The sequence below is a fragment of the Paenibacillus sp. FSL H7-0940 genome (genome assembly GCF_037979415.1).
Lineage (GTDB): Bacteria > Bacillota > Bacilli > Paenibacillales > Paenibacillaceae > Paenibacillus > Paenibacillus amylolyticus.
On the sequence record NZ_CP150280.1, the window covers coordinates 421,850 to 444,842 of the forward strand.

Sequence of the window (22,993 nt, forward strand, 5' to 3'; positions counted from 1 at the left end):
GGATAATATGAATTCGGAATATATTTTAAATAAAATTAAATTACTTCAAAATGTTCCTGTAAAGGATAATTTCGTTTTGTTTGATGTAACTGATGCGGATACTCTGAAAAGTATCTTTTATGGTACAGATAGCAATCATAATCCTGTTTTTGTTATAGAATCTCTAATTCCACAAATGAACTCTCAAATTCAAAATACAAAAAAGCTCTTCTTTAGCTCCAATACAAAATGCGAAATGATTATAAATGGAGAGAAATTTGAAAAAACTGTACATATTCTTACATGTTTAGGTACACAACTAGATGAACAATTAGCGTTTGTTCGTCTAACTGAGTCATTTTCAAAGCATTTTACATCCAGCAATCCTCAAATATTAAATGAACTGTTCTCTGCTTTGGTTAATTTGTTTGCTCAGGGAGGTAAATTTAATATATTTGAATTGCAAGGTTTATTTACCGAACTGTATGTTATAAAATACTTTAGGGATAATGGATTGAATATTAGTTCTTTTTGGCAGAAACAAAACAAATTGAATTTTGACTTTACCATTAATCGCAAGAAACGAATGGAAGTTAAGTCCACATTGCAAAGTAATAGAACGCATCACTTTAAGCATGAACAGTTGTTATCAGAACTTTATGATATTGTGATTGTTTCATGTTTATTACGAAAAGATGATGCTGGGTTGTCATTGTTTGATTTGATTAACGAAGTTAGAGTTATCTGTGCCAGTGACTATAGATCATTGCTGTATATTGAACAATTCATTAAAAATATCTCCGATGATAAGCTTCATGAAATGAAGTATGATCAAACATATATTGAGAAAAATATTCGGTTTTTTCCAGGAAGTAGTGTCCCGAAATTTAATGAAACCCAACCTAATGGTGTTACACATACTGAATATAACTCAAATTTAAGTATGGCTTCGCAGATTCCTCTCAGTGCAGTAATTGAATGGTTTAATGATGTGGAGGATGAAACAAATGTTTAAAACTTATGATCTTTTTGATCATCGAAGTATTGACGATGTGCTACCTGAAATATTTTATTTATACTTATTTCAAGGATTGAGTTTAACTCAAATTGAAGTGAAGTTGTTTAAAACAGAGAATTATAAGGGCTGGTTAAGTAAAACCTTATTGAATTTCTATCATATTGATACCGAAGGGAATAATAAGGGAATTTATGAAAAGAAAACAATACCCGAAGTGGTAGATATTTTATATAAGAGTACTGATTTATCACATATAGCTGTTGCGAAGTATCTGAGAAAAAAGTACATGTAGAATCAACTGAACATGTTGTCTGTAAACTTTTGTAATGTTGGTATGCTTTAACGTACCACATCTATTTTTTCCTTATGTTATCCTCTCCTTAAGAAAGGGGTGGTGACATGACAAGTACCCACAGCGAAGAACTTGCTTTGAAGTACGCACAACTCATCGAACAAGAAGACGATTACATCAATCAACTGGTCACATGCAATAAACTCATCCTAGACGCCATGGACATCATCGCGAAGCAGGCAGGTGTGTTAGAGATGGACACAGTAAAACAAGCAGCATATCACCTTCATTCCATGGAACAGGATCTGAACCGAAAGTTATTTAAAGTACGACTGGAGAAGAGCATCTTGGCAAATCAAATGAGCCAGTCTACATAAAACCACCTTAACTAAAGGACAGCGCAGGATCATATTAGTGGATCTTGAACTGTCCTTTTGTCTTCCCATCCAAACGTTTTCCCCTTCCAAATAAGCATTGACTTTCCTCCCAAATCCCCCTACACTTCAATTATTAAAATACTTTTAAAAACATTCATTGAATGGTTCGAAATGAACGAAAGGAGGCATATAACTAAGCATGTTACCCACATCACACAACACCCAACAGGTGAAGCGCATTAACGTTGAATTGGTGAAGAATACACTCCGATCAATGGGCGCAGGCACGAAGGCTTCCATTGCGAACCTAACAAAACTCAGCGTAGCCACATGCGGCACGATCCTGAACGAATTGCTCCAAACGGGTGAGATTATTGATCTGGGCCCGGATGAATCGAGCGGGGGGAGACCGGCGAGTCGGTATCAATTCAATGCGGACTACGCCAACGTACTGTGCCTGATTATTCGAATAGAGGGCGGCATTCACTCGATCACACATACATATGCCAATCTGAACGGACAGATGGCGGACGAACAGACACTCATTTTGGAAGAAATTAATGTAACGGTGGTAGAGGATCTAATTGCGAACCTGATTGAACAACACCACAATGTGCAGGCGATTGGGATCGGCATACCTGGGGTGGCACACAACGGCGTTATTGGGATCTGTGATGTACCGGAGCTGATGTATCAGCCACTCGGACCAAGGCTAAAAGAACAGTATGAAGACGTGGAAGTGGTCATTGGCAACGACATGAACCTTACGGTCTATGGACTGTATAACCAGCAGCAATTTGAGGAAGAGAAGAACTTTGCGGTGGTGACTTTTCCGGAGAACCATTTTCCGGGTGCAGGTTTTATCATTGATGGTCGTCCGCTGACAGGGAATACGCAATTTGGGGGCGAGGTGTCCTTTTTACCTTTTAGCGTGTCACGAGAAGAGCAACTGCGCATGTTGAAAACGACAGAGGGTTTGCAGGAGCTCATCGTACAGACGCTTGTATCCATCATCGCGATCATTAACCCCGCTACGATTGTAGTCACAGGGGATACGACGGACCCTGCTATGAGGGATGACCTGATGCAAGGTTGTCTGGATCGAATGATTCCACTGGAGCATATGCCGGAGTTGATCATCCAAAGAGACACTCGTCGCGAATATGTCATGGGGCTGGTCGCGGTGACGCTGGAGAGCCTGACCTACCGCATTCAGGTTATTGAGAAGCAGTGGTAAAGGAAAAAGGAGCTTTTACGAGTATTCTATTTTTAGGAATAAAGCTTAACCATGTTTCCTATTTCAAATGTACAAATCATTGACACGATAACGTAGAGGGCAGAACCAATCTGAAGAACGCCTTTATCACTGTATTTTCACCTTTAGGAACAAATCAAAAAAATACAGGGATAACAGCGGTCGGAAGATGGTACTGCAATCGTAGTTATAGAGTGTAACAATCCTTTCTGAACACAATGGAGGAACTTATTTTGAATCAGCAAGCAGGTACGCAAGGGAACAAACGAAAGTTCAACAAGCTGTACGCCATGCAACTGGCAACGATCTTTCTAGGATTTATCGTATTTGGTATATCGGAAAATATTAAGGGGCCGGCCATTCCGCGCATTCAATTCGACTTCAATCTGGATGAGAAACAGCTCGGGACGTTATTGTCCCTAAATGCACTGGGTTACCTAATCGCGTGCTCCTTCACGGCTATTCTGGTTCGCAAATGGGGCATCAAGGCGGTTAGCATCATATCGTTTGCATCAATGATCCTCTCGGGTGTGTTCATTTATGTGTCTCATACCTATCCACTCTTTGCTTCATCGTACTTCTTCATGTACATCGGTAACGGCATGCTGGAGATTGCCTTGGCGATTCTGGGTGCGCGGATTTTTGTGAAAAACACAGGTACGATGATGAACCTGTCCCATTTCTTCTATGGGCTGAGTTCAACGGTAGCACCTTTGCTGGCGACTGGGGTGATGTCGTTGAGTGTGTTCGGACACGTACTGGACTGGCGCGGCATGTATCTCGTGATGTTGTCACTCTGTCTGCTGCCGATCATTGCGGCGCTGCGCAGCAAATTCCCGGGGGACGATCTTCCCCATGAAGATCGGACTTCACTGAAGACGTTAACACGTGATCCTGCCCTTTGGCTGATGGTGCTCATTCTTTCTTTTGGCGTGGTGTCGGAACTGGCGGTTGGGGGTTGGTTGGTTAATTTCCTGGAAAAAGCCTACACGTGGGACACGGTCAAAGCCTCCGGGTTATTATCTGCATTCTTCCTCACGTTCTCGCTGGGACGACTGCTGCTTGGACCATTGACGGACCGGATCGGATTTGTATTGTCACTGATTCTGTTCTCGGCTTTCTCGGGAGTGTGTACGTTCGTGGCGCTTGCAGGGGGAGAGCGTCTTGCGATTTTCTTTGCGATATCTGGCGCGGGCATAGCGATGATCTATCCAACAGTTATGGCGTTTATCGCACGCAGATATCCGAACGGCAGTGACACCGCGATTACATTCACGGTTACCTTGATGGGGGTTGGTAGTGTCATCGGTAACTATGTGATTGGCTGGGTGATTGAGGGCGTGAAGAATTTGTACGGTTCAACGACTCAGTTGGGACTGCTGCGTGGACTTCAGGCGGGATATGGATTCATTGGTCTATGTGCTGTGATCTGTGCGGCATCTGGCGTAGTGTTGTATATGTATTTGAAAAGAAGGCAGGAATTGATTTAGAAATCAATTGAAACGATAAAGCCCCACTGATCGCCATGATCGGTGGGGCTTTGCATATGAATATAAGAGTAGATTAGTACGGTATATCATCTATCACTAGTAACTTAACAAATCATAACCACAGGTCATGTAGAGTAAGGATTTTTTTCATCATATACCAGCTACTCTACTATACAGCCCGCATTTCCTCAGGCAAGCCTATGACTTGTTCAAAGCCGTTCTTCTTTTCCAACGTTTCAAAAGCACGTACAATCCAAAAGCACCTAAGAAAACCACCGCTGCCGGAACGATATAAGGCTTAACAATCTCGTCCACGTGCTCCCATTGAGAGCCTAATTTGAAGCCTAAGTAGATGTACAATGAGGTGATCGGAAGCATGGCCAAGAAGGTAAAGATACTGAACTTAAACACATTCATCTTCGCCATTCCACATGGGATGGAGATCACGGTCCGAATGCCGGGTACAAAACGTCCATAGAATGCTACCCCGCTGCCATATTTCTCGAAGAACTTATCGGAAGCGTCCAGATGGTGGGGGCGAATCAAGAAATACTTGCCGAATTTTTCGACCATCGGTCTGCCGCCGTATCGTCCCAGGGCATACAACGTCAGAGGTCCAAACGTACCACCTACGGTACCAGCGAGTATAGCCAGCCAAAGTTTCATATCCCCAAGATACACCCAATATCCCGCCATGGGCAGTACGAGTTCAGCAGGTACGAATTCAAACGACAAGGCAATGACCAGACCTGCGTATGACAAATCTTTAAAAAAGAGTATAAATTGCGTGATCCATTCTGTCATGCTTTCCCTCCATGAATCTATCTTTTTTATATATAAAAGAAACACTCCTGTACAAAGAGTAACAATAGCGAATAGAGCTTGTCAAAGTTCACATGTATGTCCATTTCAGGGCACACTGCGGCAATATGTTTACCCATACATAAGGGTTGAATGGATTCATTGACACTTCATACGGAAGTGGGTACCGAAGCAATGATATAATCCTCTGAAAATGATTCCAATTATAGTATGATAAGACTATCACTGGCTTCTTCACCATCCTGTACATAAAGAGAAGGAGATCAGAACATGACCGTAACTTCGATTATCGACCAGATCCATATTATTGAATACGCCCCCTCTTACGCTGCTGTGCGCAAGACCGTGGAGGCCGGATGGCCGACGGGAGTGTGGTTTTGATTTCTTTGACTATACGTGGAAAAAGGGAGATGTCTCCCTGCGGGCTGCATTTGAAAAGTCGGGTCGCGGGCTGACTGCCCTCGAAACACCGGATTACGAAATCTCTACAGAGGTCGATGATCATGATCTGGTTTTCGGTTCCAGCTATAAGGTTCGCTATCGCATTAAGAACACTTCTGCGTCCGAACTGGCAGTCGAGATCAAGGCACATTATACAAGGGTAAGCTACCGAGGGACTATAGCTCCAATGTATCCTTTTATTGTTTCATGTATATCATATAGATATACAACTGTAGGGAGGTGAGGTATAATTGGAGCATCAATCAAACGAAAGGCGTGGGATTGCCATGACTACAGCCACACTTAGCAAATGGGGAAATAGCAGTGCAATTCGCATTCCTAACCAATTGCTTAAGCGTCTTAATCTGGAAGAAGGCTCGGAAATCGAGATTTTGGTGACAGAAGATAATGAATTGTTGTTGCGTCCAAAAACCAAGCCTGTAGAGTCCAATGAGGAACTACGTAACCATCTAAAGACTTTGCTCTCTAAAGTGAAACAGGATACAAGACATGAAGAAATAGACTTTGGTACTGAAGGGAACGAGTTACTTTGATTATTCCCAAACGAGGCGATCTGATATGGCTTGACTTTGATCCTCAAGCGGGTCACGAGCAAGCCGGGAGACGACCGGCTATTGTTCTATCGGAACTTGAATTCAATGAAATAACGGGTTTTGCCGTTGTATGTCTCATAACGAGCCAAGCCAAGGATTATCCTTTTGAAGTTACACTACCAGAAGAGCTGCCATTTTCAGGTGTTGTTTTGACGGATCAGTTGAAGAGTCTTGATGTGCGGCAACGACGTATCCAAATTGCGGGGCATGCCGAACCAACCTCTGAATTTATGAAATCAGTTCTACGCAATGTCCGTTCTATATTGGCATAATTGAAAATTAGTAGCTGATCATATTCCTAAATCCACGTCTAACTAAAAGACGTGGATTTTTTCTTTCATGCCTAAATAGATTCGTCCATCCTTGATGCTTCTAACAAGAGCTTCCGAAAGGCACATATAAGTTGGAAAGAAAGATTTTTAATTCTCTGAAAATGCTTCCATTTATAGTATGATAAGACTATCGCTAGCTTCTTCAAACATGGCCTGTATTATCTCTGCGGCTATCGGGCAAAGGCCATATCGAAAGTTCACAAAGACCATCCTATAGATAAAGATAAGGAGATCCAAATATGACAGTAACTTCCATTATTGATCAAATCCATATTATTGAATACGATCCCTCTTACGCTGCCGCACTCGCGGATATGTGGAACCGTAGTAATGAAAGCTGGGGAGGGGGCACCAACCTTAGAACAGAGGAAACAGTTCGCCGGGAGATGGAGAGTTCGTCCAATCTTTATGTGTTTCTAGCCGTTCATGAGAAAGAGGTTGTTGGCTTCTGCAGTTTTGCTCATTACCGCTATGACGAGAGAGCGCTATATGTACCACTGCTTAACGTACGCCCCGACTATCACGGTTATAAAGTTGGACGTAATCTGATCCTGAATGCTGTGCGCAAGACCGTGGAGGCCGGATGGCCTCGCCTGGATCTGTTCACATGGGCAGGCAATACGAAGGCTGTACCGATGTACAAAAAATGTGGATTCTTCTGGGAGAAAAAAGACGATAATGTGCATCTGATGAATTTCATCCCTACCATTTTGCAGACCGAAGCACTTGCTCCTTATTTTGAGGAGTTGGATTGGTATGCAGACAGCACGCGTGAACTCGTGGTCGAGCCGGATGGCCGACGGGAACGTGGTTTTGATTTCTTTGACTACACGTGGAAAAAGGGAGATGTCTCCCTGCGGGCTGAATTTGAAAAGTCCGGTCGCGGGCTGACTGCCCTCGAAACACCAGATTACGAAATCTCAACAGACGTCGACGATCATGATCTGGTTTTCGGTTCCAGCTATAAGGTTCGGTATTGCATCAAGAACACTTCTGCGTCCGAACTGGCGGTTGAGATCAAGGGTGAGGATAACAAAAACATTCGATTTGCGCTGGATGTTGCACGAGCAGTCGCTCCGGGAGAAACCATCATCTTGGAAGGTGAGTTTCACCTTGATCCAATTACAGAGGAACAGAATAACAATAAGACGCATCCCGTGGTTGCCAGCACCTGGTTGATCGGCGGTAAGAAAGCGGAGTTCAGGTTAGGTATTGCCCCGAAATTCCCGGCCAAGATCAAGACCATCTTGCCTGTGAAGGAACTCTATCCAGGCATCCCGGCTGAACTGGTTCTGAACGTGGAAAATAATGTGGATGCAGAAACGGAGTTCAGCTTGGACCTGCCGGAGGATGAATTCCTTGAATGGGCAGAGCGTTCGGTGCGCTTTACGGTGCCTGCCAAAGGCAAAGTGTCTGTGCCAGTACCTTTCACCTTGCGTTCGTATGGTCTCTATTCCCAAGAAGTAGAAGTGACGGCAATCCCAGTGGGGAACCATGCGATCTCTTTTACAAGCAAAATTTCTGTACTGATGAAGGGAATCGAAGGGAAATATGGTGGGCAGATTGAGGATCAATGGGTGGCTGTTAATGGTGCATTCTCTCTTCATATGAGCAAGCAAGATAATAACATGTGGATTGAATATCCCGGTTCCCGTCATTCATTCTGGTGGACTTATCCGAAGCTGGGTAAGCCGTTTGCCGAAGAGTTATCCAAGAAACAAGCAAAAGAAGTGAATATTTATCCCGAAGGTGAACGTCAGGTTCTTGAAGCACTGTATGATTCGGAGGATTTCCCTGGCTTGCAGATTAAGTCCGTGGTCAAGCTGTCTGCGAATGGAGTCGCCGAATTCCACCAAGAGGTTGAAAATACACGAGACACCGCCTGGGAAGAAGACCTGTTTCTGATGAATAACTTCGGTTTCTACGGAAACCAGCTAATCCTCCCTTACCAAGGTCGTTTTGTGGATATGGGGGATTCTTACGCTGGCGATCCGAGCCATTGGAATAGCTCACAGATTACGGAGAACTGGCTGTTCTGCAAAGAAGAGTATGGTGCCAGCGGTATCTATTGGGACCCTTCTCTGAAGCTGCTTCGCCCGGAATACACGCTGGGGTTGCAGCATGAGCTTGGCCGTATTGCCGCAGGAGCCGTTGTACGGACCAAAGCAACTGTATATGCTTTGAACACGTTTGCCAAATGGTATGATTTCCGTGCGTTTGCACGGAAGGAGCGTAACCCGGTCATTCCGTTGCTGGACAGTCATCTGGATCTGACACTGAATGAGGGGAATCCATTTGGCCCGGATGTGCTAGAAGCAACGTTGACTGAACACAAACTGGTTCCGCTTGCGGGCAAGCTGGAGCTGTATGTGCAGCAGGGTGGCGAACCGGAGGTTATGGCAAACGCTAAGGAATTCAATCCGGAGCAGAATCTAAACTCCGCCAAGCTGACATTTTCACCAGACGAAGCGGACCGAGACCAGCACGAGAGTGGTTGGAAAGTTCGTGGGATATACCGGGGCGAAGATCGGGTCCAGGAGCGAACGGCCCTTTGGTTCCCGCAGAGCGGAACAGAGGTGAAGCAGATGATTGAAGAAGGTTCGTCTGGCCCTGTGTACACCGTAGACAATGGAGTATTGTCGATCTCCGTTGCTCCTGACTTCGGGAGCGTAGTACACTCTCTGAAATATGCAGGAGAAGAATGGCTGGATAGCTCATACCCTGAACCGGCTCCACGCTCGTGGTGGAATCCGTGGTACGGCGGACTGGGTGTGGGGGTTCCGGGCATGAATGGTTTCAGCCGTCAGTTGGAACAAAGAGTCGCTTCCTGGACTGAGCACAAGGATCAATACGGTAATGTCTGGAAAGGCATAAAACTGACCACCCGGATTGAGAAGCATGAAGCGAATCGGGGAATTACGATCCACCAGCATTATTTGATGCTCCCGGGTGTTCCTGTGCTATGCACGCTGCTTGCCGTGACCAACGAAAGCGGCCTGACGCTGACGGATTACTCGCTTGCGGAGGAACGTTTCCTCCAGCCTTCATCTGTATTTGCGGAAGGTTGGATAGAGCAACCGGGTAAAGATCGATTCCCGCTGGGCAAGGTGGATGTGGGCCTGCCACTTGAAGACCTTTTGCGAGTAGGATCGGTTTCGCGTGAAAACATGCTGCATGCGGTCCATCGTTACCCGAATCAGAGTGCGTGGGGGTTTGCCAATAATCAGGTGACGGGTCTGAATGTACATCATCATCTGACACTCCAGCAGGGGAAGACGGTCTTGACGGAGCCGACATATCTGGTTCTGGGACAGATCCCGCTGAGTTCAGCGGATGTGCATGACCTTCTCAAACTGAATTTTGTAACTTCTACCGATGAAAAGGAGGCTGCACATGTCGATCATTGATATTCACATTCATCTGTCGGACATCGACAGCTTTCACCGAACAGCGATCGATCTGTCTAAAGTGGATTACTCTGCCGCTGGTCTTAAAGCGGAGTTTGATAAAAACGACGTCATTATGGGTATCGGAATGGGGGTTACGGAGCAGACGAAGGGAGCGTTCCCGGATTCCAGTTCTCCTAACCCAATGGGACTTGATCTGGAAGAGAAAGTTCCGTCATTCCTCATGGAATGTGTGGGGATTAATCCCAATGCGCTAGATGGTAAAAATGCGCAGGACGAGCTTGACCGGATTGAAGCAAGACTGCAATCCCCTGAAGTAGCCGGAATCAAACTCTATGCCGGATACTATCATCACTATGTGTATGACAAAATCTATACCCCGGTCTATGAACTCGCAGCCAAGTATAACTTGCCTGTGGTGATTCATACGGGTGACACGTACTCCATGAATGGGTTGCTTAAGTATTCGCATCCACTGACGGTGGATGAATTAGCCTTGCAACAGCGCGGTGTGAACTTCATGATCTGTCATCTGGGTGATCCTTGGGTGATGGATGCTGCTGAAGTGGTGGCGAAGAATCCTAACGTGTATGCGGATTTGTCTGGTCTTGTGGTGGGAGATCGGCCTCATTTTGAACGGTTCATGAACGAACCTTTATTCATGGATCATTTCCGCCGGGCCTTAGTCTATTCGGATCATTACGAGAAGATGCTGTTTGGCACCGACTGGCCGCTTGCGCCCATCGATCTGTATGCCGAATTTGTCCGTCGACTTGTACCGGAACAGCATCATGATAAAGTCTTCTATGAGAATGCCTTTGGGCTGTTTCCTCGTATTGGACAGCGGATTGCCGATCTGGGTTAGAACCTAAATATCGAATTCTTAATTTCTGAGGGGATGTAGACCATCCTGTTATGGAAGCATGCGATGGTTATATTGAATCTCTGTGATGTAAGCTCCTGCCACTTTGCTGGCAGGAGCTTTTTGGTCCAGGAAAACAAGGCATTCATCTTAAGTCTAATCTGATGAGGGGATTAGGAGAACAAAGGTTGAGTCACCATTTTCATATACCTTTTTAAGTCGTTTTCTGCATGTGGGTATTGTTCCCAAACCCCAAGGTTCCAACTCATATAACGAATGCCGAGATATCGGGATGCCAGAGAGAAGTACTTCTCGAATTGATGTTGTGAAATATCGTATCCGTGAGAACTTAGGGACTCCCGATAGATATCAACTTGTTTCAAATGTGTACAGCGCAGAGGGATATCAAAGAACAGGGAGCCATACCTTGCTTCCTCCCAATCGATAAAATAAACATCCTCATTGTTGTGTACCAATACATTGCCAGGATTCAGATCATTATGAATCATCGTATGTGTGTGTTCATCCTTAATGAGAATTTCAAGATCATCTACAATATGACTTGCTACAGCTTCAATTTCCGAAATGAGCGGTGATCCGAATTCCTCAATGAATGATGGACTTTTTATGGCGATGTTCCATAAAGGCCTCCAGCGTCTTTCCATCATTTCGATGATATGAGATCGATCCACAATAGGTATCCATGGCAGTTCTTTTTTCGACCCCATATTCGTTCCATGTATGTAAGCCAGTGCTTGTAATTCTTTATTCTGAAGCAGGTCTATATCCAGATGACTATAATCGGTTTGGTAGTCCACATCCTGAATGCAGATCAGACTGCGATCTTGAGTATGAACTTCATTTGATAGACTATAGGGTACATTGGCTCCCTGTAAAAATAATCTGGACAAGGCAGAGTGTTCAATGAACGTGGCCTTCTTTGTTACGTAAGAAATATCCTTTTTCACTCCATTTATAAGGAATTCAATGTGATGTCGAAGCAATTCAACGGCTTGAGATCCGGCACCGATTGGGTTACTTTTGATATTTAGAATGTGAATATCCGAGGATACATATTGATTAATGGTTTGTTTTATTAAATGTTGTAATGTGACAGACTCCATACTCATCTATTATCTCCTTCTTGCCTGTATTTGTTTTTACGAATAAAGAGAACTATAATGGTGGATGCACAAAATTTCAGATTTCTTTGGAGGAACATACGTTATGAGATCTTTTCAGTTTTATAATCCGACCCGGCTGATTTTTGGCAAAGGGCAACTTCAAGCACTACAAACCGAAGTTCCAAAATACGGAAAGCGTATTTTGCTTGTATATGGTGGTGGAAGCATCAAACGTAGCGGGCTGTACGATCAGGTAATCAGCCAGTTGAATGAAATCGGAGCAGAGGTTACGGAACTGGCTGGTGTGGAACCGAACCCTCGTCTGTCTACGGTTCATAAGGGTGTAGAACTATGCAGAACACATAACATTGATCTGGTTCTTGCGGTTGGCGGCGGCAGTGTACTAGACTGCGGGAAAGCCATCGCAGTAGGAGCCAAATACGATGGAGACATGTGGGATGTTGTTGTGCGCGAAGCAACCCCGGAAGGCGGACTTCCACTGGGTACAATTCTAACGATGGCAGCGACAGGCTCCGAGATGAACAACGGTTCAGTAATAACCAATCAGGACACGCAGGAAAAATGGGCATGGTTCAGCGAGTATTCTTTCCCAGCGTTCTCCATTCTTGATCCGGAGTACACATACACCGTACCACTGGATCAGACTGTATACGGCATGGTAGACATGATGTCTCATGTGTTTGAACATTATTTCCATCTGGATACGAATACACCGGTTCAGCTTGGATTCTGTGAGACGATTCTTCGTACCGTTATCGATACAGCCCCTCGTCTGATCAAAGATCCGGAAAACTATGAACTGCGTGAAACCATTCTCTACTGCGGAACAATGGCGCTTAACGATGTCCTGAATATGGGGCTTGCCGGAGATTGGGCTTCTCACAATATAGAACATGCCGTTTCGGCTGTGTACGACATTCCGCATGGGGGTGGCCTTGCAATCCTCTTCCCACACTGGATGAAGCATAATCTGGATGTGGATGTAGATCGATTCAAACGTATGGCCATTAATGTATTTGATATTAATCCTACTGGAAAGTCGGACAAACAAGTTGCTGAAGAAGGCATTGAAGCGCTGCGTACATTCTGGACTTCGATTGGTGCCCCTAGCCGTCTGGCGGACTATGACATCGACGACAGTCAGATTGATGTAATGGCTGATAAAGCGATGCGATTTGGTCCGTTCGGATTCTTCAAAAATTTGCAGCGTGAAGATGTAGTACAAATTTATCAAGCTGCACTGTAATTGTAAATCTCACAATCACTTTGTATAATGAGTCACATTAAACAAGGACCTTCCTTTAATACTAAGGAACGTCCTTGTTTTTTTATTATGACATCATATCTTGTGCGCTCTACCTTTTTTTCTGGACTTCAATGTCATGTGATCCCCTTTTGGAATTAACCCTTCGGTTTAACTACGGCTTCATTGACAGGGGTATCCTTTCGTTTCAGATACAACTTGCTTGGACGATGCAAGAGCACGATAAGCAGGGCAAAGAGATGAATCAGGGTGAACAGGTTACTCTCATTTGGAATGGAAACGAATAGCGCCAGACTCAGAAACGTCACGGTGAGCTTGAACTTTCTTTTGGTGATGAATATAACAGCGAGCAGGCTGGGACCGATGATAAACAACATTCTGGCTAAGATTACGCCAGAGGCGTAAGCCAGATCATCTCCTTTGCGTAAGAAACCCAGATAGGTCTCCATGTTCTGGTTGAAGTCAATGAGGAACACGATAAAGGACACAATCACGTAGATCAGTTTTACACTCAATAAAATGCGCACGACATTTAATAGCGTAGGTAATGCTGTTTTTGCCATATCACTTCTCCTATTCGACATTTAATAAAGTAGGCATTTTCGGATTCAATGCGTTGTCCCTCTTCCTGCACGATATGTATTTCATATATTATACGATGTTGATGTCATATTTTGTATTAACCCAAAGTCTTCATTTTCCAATCGTTTGCAGTGGCCTTTGACCTAGTATAACTGGCGAAACAGCTTACAGATTATTTGATATCGACCGATATAAAGTAGATACATAGAATTTGGACTTCATAATGATGAAAATAAAAATGGATGGTGAATGTAATTATGGTATTTAGCAAGGCAAGAGAACGCATGCGCAACATGTCGTTCAGAGTCAAACTGCCACTTATGATCAGTCTGCTGGTGTGTATCGTACTGGCGGTAACTGCAGTAGTATCCTACACTGTAGCGGCTGTCATCACACTCGACAAAAGCAAAGATGAGATTAAAGCAACCTCGGACCGGGTGGGGGCAGGTCTGTATGCTTCACTAAGTTTGGAAGAACAATCCACCTTTTTGATCACAACACATCGGACCTTCCAGGATTTGCTGGAGATTCGGAATACGGATGGACAGGAAGGTGAGAACTTCTTCTCGGAAAACAATGAGCTGCTGGATAAGGCGAGTGGTATTCTCGCGGACAGTCTGGCAGGTATGGAAGGTAACAACAGTCTGATTTTGTTGGATCGGAATGGCATTATTATTGCAGCGAATGATCCGGCAGTTATCAAGGCGGAACGTGGAGATCGGGCATATTTTCAAGAAGCAATTCAGGGTAAAAACGTGATTAGTGAAGGGATTGTAGCCAAGTCCTCAGGACAACTTGGTACGGCTTTTGCCATGCCAATCTACAATGAGAATCAAGAAGTACAGGGAGTGCTCGTATCTGCGGCATCCACCTCGTTCTTCGTTAATCAGCTACAAAATATCAATATAAATGATGAGGGAAAAGTGATCATTCTGGACCGTGTAGGTACGGTCATCTATGATTCAGCGGATGAGAAGTTGGCAGGCCAGAAGATGGAGTCCGGCGAATACCAATCATTGGTAGATCGTGCTCCTGGCGCTGAACTACAGCAAGGGGATATTAGCACAGATGAGAAAGTGGCGTATTACTCCAAAATCCCAAGATCGGACTGGACCGTCGTTGTTGAAGATAAACTGAGTGATGTGCAGAAGCCTTTGCGTGCGATGGCAAAACAGATGTATATTGTTCTGTTTAGTGCTATTGCGGTTTCCGTCGTAGCGGGTATTCTGATCTCTTTGCTGGTAACCAGACCAATTACCAGACTAACTGTGTTGTTCAGACAGCTTGCTGACGGCGATCTGACGGTGCAGGCTCAAGGTAAATATAGCGGAGAATTCAAACAATTGGTGGACAGCTTCAATACCATGGCAGCAGGCAATAAACAGCTGATCTCCAGCATGAACCATTCCATCGGCATCCTGAAAACAAGTACATCCGAGCTGGAACAGTCCACTCAGCAAACTTCGACCACGATTGCCGAAACAACGACAACAGCATTTGAGATTTCACGAGCGATGGAGTCCCAGGCGAACGATACGGAAGCCATTGTGGACAAATTCATGAATGTTGGTAACAAGATTGCCAACGTGAATGGAATGTCGCAGGCAGTGAAGTTCAAGGCAGATGAAATTACGGATGCATTCAAAAATAATCATGAAGTTATTGATGCACTCATTGCGGTGAACGGGCAGAACGAGATTGAAGTTGGCAACATCTCCAAAATTACAGTGCAACTCGCCGAAAGCTCCTCGGGCATTCACCAGATTACAGGTACGATTGCCGAAATCGCAAATCAGACGAAATTACTTGCTTTGAATGCTTCGATCGAGGCGGCGAGAGCTGGTGATCAGGGACGTGGCTTCGCAGTCGTTGCTTCTGAGATTCGCAAGCTGGCAGAGCAGACGACAGCTCAATCGGAGGATATCAACCGAATTGTGATGCAGACCATTGATCACGTGGAGCAGAATAACCGAAGTGTTCAGGCTATTGAAGCAATTGCGGAACAGCATAAGAGCAGCGTTAGCCAGACAAAGGAGACATTCAATTTTGTCACCGAGAATATGAATGAGATGATGAGCCAGGTTCAAGCTATTGCCACAGAGATCGAATCCATTGAACGTGATAAGGATGACGTCATTGGGGCGGCACAGAACTTGTCTGCTTCCGGTGAAGAGGTGTCGGCTTCTGTTGAGGAAGTCACAGCAACAATGCAGGAACAGTCCGGCATGACGGAACATTTGACAGATATGGTGCAGAGAATTGATGGACTGACCAAACAACTTGCCGAAGAAGCATCTCGCTTCAAAACAAAATAGGAATACGAAAAGAAACCCTTTTCTCAAAAGAGAACCGGGTTTCTAGAACAAAAAGAGCACCTGTACCCATCTATGGCTACAGGTGCTCTTTGGTGATGTGTTACTCTCCTCGAATGGAAGGCGCATACGCCAGCACTTCCATTTCAATTAAATAAGGGCCTAAACCGCTGAATACGGTAATACGGGCGGGATAGGGTTGTTTAATCATTCGCGCATACACTTCGTTGTATTCGGGTTGATCCTCGACTCGGGCCAGATGAGTGGTTACCTTCACAATATGATCGAGTGTAAGTCCGGCTTCTTGCAGGATCACCTCAATATTACGAATGCACTGCTCCGTCTGCTCCTTAATGCCGCCAATGGGCTCAAGCGTCTGTGGATCGACACCTACCTGACCTGCGCCGTAGAGGAAATCTCCTGCGCGGACAGCATGGGAGAAAGGAAGCGGGAACTTGGGTGCTGCACTTGCATGTATGATGGTAGACATCGTAGCGGTCATTCCTTTCCTAATGAATGTGTATGATTGGTGTTAACTGATGCCAGTTCGTAGCCTGCTGATAATGATGAGCGATGGACAACAGGCGGTCTTCTCGCATGAGTGGACCAGCAAGCTGCATGCCGATAGGTAATTGCTTCCCTGAGGTGGTATCGAACCCGATGGGTACGGTGATGGACGGTAGACCCGTATTGGTGAACGGTCCGTTAAAAATCGGGCTCCCCGTCTTGTAGCCGTATGGGGCCACATAGGGTGTTGATGGAGTCAATAACACATCCACTTCATCGAAAAGCATCATCATCTCGCTCCGGAATATCGTTCGGATGCGTTGTGCCTGCAAATAATCAACGGCACTCGTCTGGTAACCGAGTTCAAGCTGCTCCCGCATCGTGTGGCCGTAACGATCAGAGGCTTCCGCGAAGCGTTCCTGATGGAAGGCGGCAGCTTCTGCCCGCATAACCGTACGATGAGCAGCAATGGTCTCTTCCATATAAGAGGGCAGGTCAACTTTCTTCCATTGCATGCCCAGCTTCTCAAGCACAGCGATTGCCGACTCTACCGCTAACAAGATCGCTGGTTCATCGGTTTGGAAGAAGTTGCTCGGGAGACCGATCACCATTTCTGAAATAGGATGCTCAAGAGCATTTTTTAAGTCTGGCTTGCCATAAGGAAGCGTGAAGGAGTCCAGCTCATCTTGCCCGGCCATTGCTTCCAGAACGATTGCGTTATCTTGTGCGGACCGAGTGAATGCGCCAATATGATCCAGGCTCCAACTGGCTGTGATGACACCATTACGGCTAACTCTGCCGTAAGTGGGTTTCATACAGGTTAATCCGTTGTAAGCTGCGGGTCTAAGCAGAGATCCAAAGGTCTGTGTCCCGAGTGTGAAGGAAGCCATGCCAGCCGCTACTGCAGCGGCAGAGCCGGAGCTGGAACCGCCCGGGGTATGTTCTAAATTCCATGGGTTGCGGGTTGGTGGTTCTCCTCCCTGAAAGGCGTATTCCGTCGTTGTTGTCTTGCCGAGCAGGATAGCTCCTGCAGCTTGCAACTTATCAATCACTGTTGCATTCGTTCCGGGTACGAAGTCTGGAAAGGTACTTGATCCAGCGGAGGTGCGTATGCCAGCAATATGGATAATGTCTTTGGCTCCATAGGGAATACCATGCAGAGGACCGAGATATTCGCCATTCATCAGTTTTTGTTCAGACTCTCTTGCGGCCTGCAAAGCCTGTTCGGCGGTGACCGTAACAAAGGCTTGCACAGAAGGCTCTACTTTCTCAATGCGATTCAAATAGGATTTTGTAAGCTCGACAGGAGATATCAACTTATTTTTAATCAGTGTTGCGGCTTCAGCAATCGTCAGCTCGTTAAGTGGTTTCGTAATCATCGCAGAGGCACGCTCCTATGCGGGGGATTGGGCCCTACTTCTTCTGGCAACTTGAAGTTTCGAATCAGCTCCAAGTCTGCTGTAAATAGGGCAAGCTCCTCGCTTGTAATAACTCCGTCCGCATATTTGGCGCTTTCTGTACGGCGGTGTGTGAGATAGTCGTCCTGGTTCAGAGTAATCACCCTTTCTCTCTCTATTTGGTGGTGAAGCTTGAATCGATAATGTCCTCGTAAGCGAGGTCTTCCTTCAGATTGCCGATGAAGCGTTGCATGTCGATTGCGGTCTCGAAGGCTGATTCATTGATGAGCCCCTCCGCAGGATATACCTTGCTGTCGATCATGCGTTGTACCGCTTGCTCCACGACGTTTTTGTCCAGATTCGGAAATTCCTTCACGGCAACTGCTTTTGCGCCTTCAGGATTCGATTGAATGTAGTCCAGGGCTTGCTCAATAGAGGTGACAAAGCGCTGGGTGAGATCAGGATTCTTTTCAATGAAGCTTGCAGTTGTATTCATGGTTGCAAAGGCAAAGTCAGGATAATCCTTCGTAAAATCATGGACAATATGCAGTCCCTCAGCAATGCCTTGATCCAGCTGCGGCTCGTAAACGATGGCAATGTCGGCTTTGCCGGCTAATACAGCACCAAGCTCGGAGCCATTCTGAACCTCAGTGATCGTCACATCCTTGTCGATATCGATGTTATTGTCAGCGAATAGTTTCCGCAGTAAGCTGTTCGAGCTTGTAGGTGCCAAGCCCACAACGATGGTTTTACCTTTGAAATCCGCTGTCGAGTTCACTGTTACTCCTTCTCGCGCAACTGCCCAGACTGGGGCACTGCCGGATAGAAGGACCAGTGAGCGAGCATCTCCGCCCTTTGCATTAGCAAATGCGACATGCTCAGGACCGTGGAAGGAGAACGCCGACTCGCCTGAGATCACCGAAGACAATGCTGTTGGACCGCTCCCGGCAGCACGTATGGAAGAGAGCTCAATGCGATTCTCCTTTAGAAAACCTTGGTTGTTCGCTACATACAAGGGAAGGTAGAGCAGGTTGTGATACACCTCGGAGACCATAATTTTGTCCACCTGCGTATTTGCTTGCCCCCCGCTATTAGATGCACCTGCACCACTCGCGGGTGTTGTGGCATTGCTTCCGCATGCACTGAGCAGTGTAGTCAAAATAACCGTCATCGTTGCTAGAAAAGCTATCTTTTTGAATGTACGCATTAGTCATCAGTCCCCTTTAATCGTTGTAGGTCAGCTATACAGATGTGGATTTGCTGCTGGTCTTGTTGTCATTCCATGGAAGGAGACGGGATTCGATATAACCGACACAGGTGTAGAGGAGCATGGCGACCAGCATAAGCATGAACACGCCGACCCATACAGCCGGAAGGTTGAACAGGTTACCTTCGACGAATACCATGTGTCCAAGTCCTTTATCTGAAGAGATGAATTCTCCACCTACAACAGACACCAATGCCAAACCGATATTGATCCGGAAGGCCGAGATGATCCATGGCAGAGAGGAAGGAACGATAATTTTGCGGAAAATTTGTGATTTCTTTGCACCGAAGGATTTCATCAGATTAATCTGGGATTCGTCGATTTGATGCGTCGCTTGGTAGGCGGATAATAGCGCGACGATAAATGTCGCCACGGAGGCCAGAGCAATTTTGGAGAAGATGCCTGAGCCAAACCAGATGATAATCATGGGAGCAAGTGCGATCTTCGGAATACCGTTCATTGCTACAATGAACGGATCGAGCACACGGGCAACGGACTTGGAATACCACATGAGCAGTCCTGCCAATGAGCCGATTAAGCTTCCGGCTACGAATCCGATAACGGTGGCATTCACCGTCGCGAACGCGTCTGTAAGCAGTTGCCCTGAGCTAGCCATGGTGATGGCGGCATCAAGAATGGCGCTTGGCGATCCCATGAGGAATCCGTTAACCAGTTTCAAGCGAACAGCGGATTCCCAGATCACCAGGATGACCGCTACAATAATGAACCGCCACAGCATCGTCATCAGCCATTCTTTGGAGAAGGTGGACTGTCTGCGTTTGCTCTTGCTCTTCGTAACTCCAGCAGGCTTTCCGGCAAGGGTAACTTCAGGTGATGTGCTCTTCATTAGCTGATCCTCCCCATTTGGATATCAAGCTCTGACCAGATCGATTCAAAATACTGCTTGAACTTCTGGTCAGAGCGGGCTTTCAGTGCTGAGCCATATTGCGAGGCGAGACCAATGTCATACACCTGTTTCACGGTTGTTGGTCGTTTACTCATAACGGCAATACGGTCGGAGATGGCGATGGCCTCCTCAATGTCATGCGTGATCAGAACGCCTGTCTTGCCCTCGGATTTGAGAATGGACAAGATTTCATCTTCCAGAATGAGTCGGGTCTGATAATCAAGTGCGGAGAAGGGTTCGTCCAGTAATATAATATCGGGCTGGGTAACGAGGGTACGTATGAGGGCTACACGTTGGCGCATACCGCCTGATAGTGTGGAGGGATAGGCTTCTGCGAATGAGGCCAGGCCATAACGATCCAGATAATCCATGGCAATATCGCCGCGATCCTTTTTGGACATGCCCTTCACTTCCAAGCCTAACGTGACATTATCCAGGATGCTTCTCCAAGGAAGCAGCAGATCCTTCTGCATCATATAGCCGACATGCCCGGTGGTCTGATCGATCTCTTCGCCACAGACAATAACCTTGCCATTTGTTGGCTTAAGCAGACCTGCGATAATATTGAAAATCGTACTTTTGCCACACCCGCTCGGTCCCACGATACTGAAGAACTCCTGTTTCTTGATTTGCATTGAAACCTCAGCCAGGACCTGAATATCTTCTCCAGTTGCACTGACAAATGATTTGGATACGCCTTGTATCTGTATAGCCATGATAGGTAGCCCCTTTCCTACAGCCTGATGTTTTTTCGTTTCTTGATGTAATTTGATGTTAATTAACATGACATTAATGAATATATTCCTAATCATATAGACTGTTTGCATAATTGTCATTAGTTACTCTGAACATAAAAATAGAATTAAATCAGTTAAAATGCACAAATGAAGATTGAACATGAATTGAATATGAAAAGAAAAATTAAAGAACGTGTCATTAAACATGACACGTTCTCGATTTAAGACGTATGATTAGTTTCACTAGGGGCTGGATTAACATTCAAAAGGGACTCAAGTGCGAAGGCAAGTCGAAAGCGCAGGCTCTCCATCGGGTCCTTAATGTTCCTGCCGGTTAGTTTCTCGCATTTTTCCAACCTATAGATCACTGTATTGCGATGTACGAACAGCTCTTTGGCTGTATCAACGATCTGGCAATGATTCTCATAGAAGGAGGACAAGGTTTTCATCAGCTCGTTACGCTCGTTTGGATCTCGGTCGTTGAAGGGCTTAAAGGTTTCTTGATGGAACTGCAACATCTCATCGTGGGGGATCATGCGCAGCAGACGGCTTATATCCATGGTTTGATAGGAATGAGCGAAGCGTGTCTTTCGCATCTGATAACCGGATTGGAGCGCCTTGACTGCTTCTTTATAGGAGAGTCCAATATCCAATACATTGGTGTAGGAATTACCTATGCCGAAGGATAGGCTGAGCTGCGACTCTGTATACAGATTGCTCGCCATCCGCTCAAGCTGCTGAACAACGGTGTGTTCGTCCCAAGACGATTCAGCCAAAAAAACGAGTATGCCGAACTGGTCGTTCTTAGTGAACATGACAAAGGAGAGATCCAATCTGGCGAATTCCTGTTTAATCAGCTCATAATTAGCGTCTCGTTCCGAGATTAATCGCTCTTCCCCGGAGGAAGTAGAGTTCTGTTTAGGTATGCCCGCTAAGGATTCATCCTTTTTGGCAATGATCAGAACGGAACTTCCTTTGGCTTGCAGCCCATATTTCTTGCCGCGATGCAGCGCTTCTTGTTCCGAACGAATGAAACCCTGAATGAGATCGGAGAAATATTCATTTTTGTAACGGCGGGAACGCTCTTTGACGGCTTGCTTCTTGGTTAACTCCAGACCGATCACATTAACGGCTTGTTCCAGTGCCAGAGTGGAGAGCTTGGAGCTTGCGGAGCTGTCGTAAAGTGCGATCAAATAGCCCTCGTGCCGATCCGTGAAGATGGGATGAAGCTCGGCGTGTCGATATTTATCAGCAGTAAGCAGGCAGATCGAGATTGCGGTATGGAAGGAAGGGTGCTCATCTATAAAAGTCAGTAAGGGCGCGGCGAGAGACTGGTGATCCATCTGTTGTGCATAATGGGAGCTTGCCGTAATCTGCTTCTTCGAACCAAGCAGAAGTACAGGTGAGGATAGCAACTGAGACAACGTATCTACGATGGATGGTATGCCTTTTCCCTGCATCACCATCGTGGAAAATTGCTTGTGAATAGATAAGGCGTAGTGTAGCTCATGGGTTTTGTTCTGAAGGATGGCACTGATCGAATGTTGAAATATCTCACCGAGTGTATTGTCTATCTCAGACAGCTCGATGATCGGGAAGCCCAACCTGTCGGCTGTTTCAAGCAGTTGCGGAGATAATTCAAGAGAGAAACGCTGTGTCTTGACAGCAAGCGCTGCACAACCAATTGCATGCATGTCTGTAATGAATCCAAGATGAGCATCAGGGCGGTCTTTCAGGATATAACCGTTTGTCAGCAGCATATCTCCCGACTTCAGGAATTGGACAATATCTGGTGCGTCCATAATATTAATCGATTGCACCAAGCGATCAAGGCCACGATGTCCGGCAATAACCTTTGCTTTGGAGAGAATGGGGATAGTCAATAACTGTTGCAGATCCATCTTCAACCCACTCGCTTTCATAATGATATGTTATAAAATCTAACATTAAGTGAGGTGGGCGTAAAGAAGTGTTTGGATAAAGAGG

Annotated in this window: 20 protein-coding genes; 11 read left to right on the plus strand and 9 right to left on the minus strand. The window is 45.8% G+C overall.

Features of this window, described 5'->3' with window-relative positions; genetic code table 11:
- Positions 1-7 precede the first annotated feature (7 nt).
- From MHB71_RS01805 to MHB71_RS01825, 5 genes are all read left to right on the plus strand, one after another.
- On the plus strand, positions 8-994 hold the full coding sequence (locus MHB71_RS01805; protein WP_340028673.1) for a PD-(D/E)XK motif protein: 987 nt from the start codon (positions 8-10) through the stop codon (positions 992-994).
- Entirely contained in the window at positions 987-1,289 is a 303-nt protein-coding gene (locus MHB71_RS01810) for a hypothetical protein (RefSeq protein WP_340028674.1), read from the plus strand. The genes MHB71_RS01805 and MHB71_RS01810 overlap by 8 nt, the downstream gene beginning before the upstream one ends.
- Positions 1,290-1,396: 107 nt before the next feature.
- Positions 1,397-1,666, plus strand: a complete 270-nt coding sequence (locus MHB71_RS01815) for a hypothetical protein (protein ID WP_340028675.1) — start codon at positions 1,397-1,399, stop codon at positions 1,664-1,666.
- A 199-nt stretch (positions 1,667-1,865) separates the two neighbouring features.
- Complete coding sequence (locus tag MHB71_RS01820; protein ID WP_340028676.1) at positions 1,866-2,903, plus strand: ROK family protein; 1,038 nt, start codon at positions 1,866-1,868, stop codon at positions 2,901-2,903.
- Between the two features lie 308 nt (positions 2,904-3,211).
- Positions 3,212-4,411, plus strand: a complete 1,200-nt coding sequence (locus MHB71_RS01825; RefSeq protein WP_340030115.1) for an MFS transporter — start codon at positions 3,212-3,214, stop codon at positions 4,409-4,411.
- Positions 4,412-4,609: 198 nt separating this feature from the next.
- Here the strand turns inward: MHB71_RS01825 and MHB71_RS01830 are convergent, their stop codons facing one another.
- On the minus strand, positions 4,610-5,215 hold the full coding sequence (locus tag MHB71_RS01830; protein WP_211082661.1) for a DedA family protein: 606 nt from the start codon (positions 5,213-5,215) through the stop codon (positions 4,610-4,612).
- Positions 5,216-5,925: 710 nt separating this feature from the next.
- Between MHB71_RS01830 and MHB71_RS01835 the strand changes: the two genes are divergently transcribed.
- The 4 genes from MHB71_RS01835 to MHB71_RS01850 all read left to right on the plus strand — a co-directional run bounded on the left by MHB71_RS01835 (position 5,926) and on the right by MHB71_RS01850 (position 10,892).
- Positions 5,926-6,228 (plus strand): AbrB/MazE/SpoVT family DNA-binding domain-containing protein, encoded by a 303-nt coding sequence (locus tag MHB71_RS01835; RefSeq protein ID WP_017687001.1) that lies wholly within the window; start codon positions 5,926-5,928, stop codon positions 6,226-6,228.
- Positions 6,225-6,560 (plus strand): type II toxin-antitoxin system PemK/MazF family toxin, encoded by a 336-nt coding sequence (locus MHB71_RS01840; RefSeq protein WP_076252839.1) that lies wholly within the window; start codon positions 6,225-6,227, stop codon positions 6,558-6,560. Before MHB71_RS01835 ends, MHB71_RS01840 begins: the two co-directional genes overlap by 4 nt.
- 299 nt (positions 6,561-6,859) lie before the next feature.
- Positions 6,860-10,027, plus strand: coding sequence for a GNAT family N-acetyltransferase (locus MHB71_RS01845; RefSeq protein ID WP_340028679.1), 3,168 nt, complete (start codon positions 6,860-6,862; stop codon positions 10,025-10,027).
- On the plus strand, positions 10,014-10,892 hold the full coding sequence (locus MHB71_RS01850) for a TatD family hydrolase (RefSeq protein ID WP_036617253.1): 879 nt from the start codon (positions 10,014-10,016) through the stop codon (positions 10,890-10,892). The genes MHB71_RS01845 and MHB71_RS01850 overlap by 14 nt, the downstream gene beginning before the upstream one ends.
- A 170-nt stretch (positions 10,893-11,062) precedes the next feature.
- On the opposite strand, the gene MHB71_RS01855 is transcribed toward MHB71_RS01850, so the two are convergent.
- Complete coding sequence (locus tag MHB71_RS01855) at positions 11,063-12,019, minus strand: phosphotransferase (protein ID WP_340028680.1); 957 nt, start codon at positions 12,017-12,019, stop codon at positions 11,063-11,065.
- 97 nt (positions 12,020-12,116) lie between these two features.
- Between MHB71_RS01855 and MHB71_RS01860 the strand changes: the two genes are divergently transcribed.
- Positions 12,117-13,280 (plus strand): iron-containing alcohol dehydrogenase, encoded by a 1,164-nt coding sequence (locus MHB71_RS01860; protein WP_036674351.1) that lies wholly within the window; start codon positions 12,117-12,119, stop codon positions 13,278-13,280.
- 155 nt (positions 13,281-13,435) lie between these two features.
- On the opposite strand, the gene MHB71_RS01865 is transcribed toward MHB71_RS01860, so the two are convergent.
- Positions 13,436-13,861 carry a hypothetical protein gene (locus tag MHB71_RS01865; RefSeq protein ID WP_340028681.1) on the minus strand — a complete coding sequence of 142 codons (426 nt, stop codon included), beginning with the start codon at positions 13,859-13,861 and terminating at the stop codon, positions 13,436-13,438.
- 276 nt (positions 13,862-14,137) lie between these two features.
- Here MHB71_RS01865 and MHB71_RS01870 point away from each other — a divergent pair, with 276 nt between their 5' ends.
- Positions 14,138-16,195 carry a methyl-accepting chemotaxis protein gene (locus tag MHB71_RS01870; RefSeq protein ID WP_340028683.1) on the plus strand — a complete coding sequence of 686 codons (2,058 nt, stop codon included), beginning with the start codon at positions 14,138-14,140 and terminating at the stop codon, positions 16,193-16,195.
- Positions 16,196-16,295: 100 nt separating this feature from the next.
- Here MHB71_RS01870 and MHB71_RS01875 read toward each other — a convergent pair whose 3' ends face one another.
- The 6 genes from MHB71_RS01875 to MHB71_RS01900 form a co-directional block, all read right to left on the minus strand.
- Complete coding sequence (locus tag MHB71_RS01875; protein ID WP_340028684.1) at positions 16,296-16,682, minus strand: Rid family hydrolase; 387 nt, start codon at positions 16,680-16,682, stop codon at positions 16,296-16,298.
- Positions 16,683-16,701: 19 nt separating this feature from the next.
- A complete protein-coding gene (locus MHB71_RS01880) occupies positions 16,702-18,078 on the minus strand; it encodes an amidase (protein WP_340028685.1) in 1,377 nt (458 codons plus the stop codon).
- A gap of 193 nt (positions 18,079-18,271) precedes the next feature.
- Positions 18,272-19,303 (minus strand): ABC transporter substrate-binding protein, encoded by a 1,032-nt coding sequence (locus MHB71_RS01885; protein WP_339194994.1) that lies wholly within the window; start codon positions 19,301-19,303, stop codon positions 18,272-18,274.
- 34 nt (positions 19,304-19,337) lie between these two features.
- Positions 19,338-20,210 carry an ABC transporter permease gene (locus MHB71_RS01890; RefSeq protein ID WP_340028686.1) on the minus strand — a complete coding sequence of 291 codons (873 nt, stop codon included), beginning with the start codon at positions 20,208-20,210 and terminating at the stop codon, positions 19,338-19,340.
- On the minus strand, positions 20,210-20,986 hold the full coding sequence (locus MHB71_RS01895; protein ID WP_036617567.1) for an ABC transporter ATP-binding protein: 777 nt from the start codon (positions 20,984-20,986) through the stop codon (positions 20,210-20,212). Before MHB71_RS01895 ends, MHB71_RS01890 begins: the two co-directional genes overlap by 1 nt.
- 242 nt (positions 20,987-21,228) lie before the next feature.
- Positions 21,229-22,908, minus strand: a complete 1,680-nt coding sequence (locus tag MHB71_RS01900) for a PucR family transcriptional regulator ligand-binding domain-containing protein (protein ID WP_340028687.1) — start codon at positions 22,906-22,908, stop codon at positions 21,229-21,231.
- Positions 22,909-22,993 lie beyond the last annotated feature (85 nt).

Excerpts from the sequence above, each read along its gene's own strand:
- MHB71_RS01805 (WP_340028673.1), top strand. The coding sequence starts at position 8 with ATGAATTCGGAATATATTTTAAATAAAATTAAATTACTTCAAAATGTT.
- MHB71_RS01810 (WP_340028674.1), top strand. The coding sequence starts at position 987 with ATGTTTAAAACTTATGATCTTTTTGATCATCGAAGTATTGACGATGTG.
- MHB71_RS01815 (WP_340028675.1), top strand. The coding sequence starts at position 1,397 with ATGACAAGTACCCACAGCGAAGAACTTGCTTTGAAGTACGCACAACTC.
- MHB71_RS01820 (WP_340028676.1), top strand. The coding sequence starts at position 1,866 with ATGTTACCCACATCACACAACACCCAACAGGTGAAGCGCATTAACGTT.
- MHB71_RS01825 (WP_340030115.1), top strand. The coding sequence starts at position 3,212 with ATGCAACTGGCAACGATCTTTCTAGGATTTATCGTATTTGGTATATCG.
- MHB71_RS01830 (WP_211082661.1), bottom strand. The coding sequence starts at position 5,215 with ATGACAGAATGGATCACGCAATTTATACTCTTTTTTAAAGATTTGTCA.
- MHB71_RS01845 (WP_340028679.1), top strand. The coding sequence starts at position 6,860 with ATGACAGTAACTTCCATTATTGATCAAATCCATATTATTGAATACGAT.
- MHB71_RS01850 (WP_036617253.1), top strand. The coding sequence starts at position 10,014 with ATGTCGATCATTGATATTCACATTCATCTGTCGGACATCGACAGCTTT.
- MHB71_RS01855 (WP_340028680.1), bottom strand. The coding sequence starts at position 12,019 with ATGAGTATGGAGTCTGTCACATTACAACATTTAATAAAACAAACCATT.
- MHB71_RS01860 (WP_036674351.1), top strand. The coding sequence starts at position 12,117 with ATGAGATCTTTTCAGTTTTATAATCCGACCCGGCTGATTTTTGGCAAA.
- MHB71_RS01865 (WP_340028681.1), bottom strand. The coding sequence starts at position 13,861 with ATGGCAAAAACAGCATTACCTACGCTATTAAATGTCGTGCGCATTTTA.
- MHB71_RS01870 (WP_340028683.1), top strand. The coding sequence starts at position 14,138 with ATGGTATTTAGCAAGGCAAGAGAACGCATGCGCAACATGTCGTTCAGA.
- MHB71_RS01875 (WP_340028684.1), bottom strand. The coding sequence starts at position 16,682 with ATGTCTACCATCATACATGCAAGTGCAGCACCCAAGTTCCCGCTTCCT.
- MHB71_RS01880 (WP_340028685.1), bottom strand. The coding sequence starts at position 18,078 with ATGATTACGAAACCACTTAACGAGCTGACGATTGCTGAAGCCGCAACA.
- MHB71_RS01885 (WP_339194994.1), bottom strand. The coding sequence starts at position 19,303 with ATGCGTACATTCAAAAAGATAGCTTTTCTAGCAACGATGACGGTTATT.
- MHB71_RS01890 (WP_340028686.1), bottom strand. The coding sequence starts at position 20,210 with ATGAAGAGCACATCACCTGAAGTTACCCTTGCCGGAAAGCCTGCTGGA.
- MHB71_RS01895 (WP_036617567.1), bottom strand. The coding sequence starts at position 20,986 with ATGGCTATACAGATACAAGGCGTATCCAAATCATTTGTCAGTGCAACT.
- MHB71_RS01900 (WP_340028687.1), bottom strand. The coding sequence starts at position 22,908 with ATGGATCTGCAACAGTTATTGACTATCCCCATTCTCTCCAAAGCAAAG.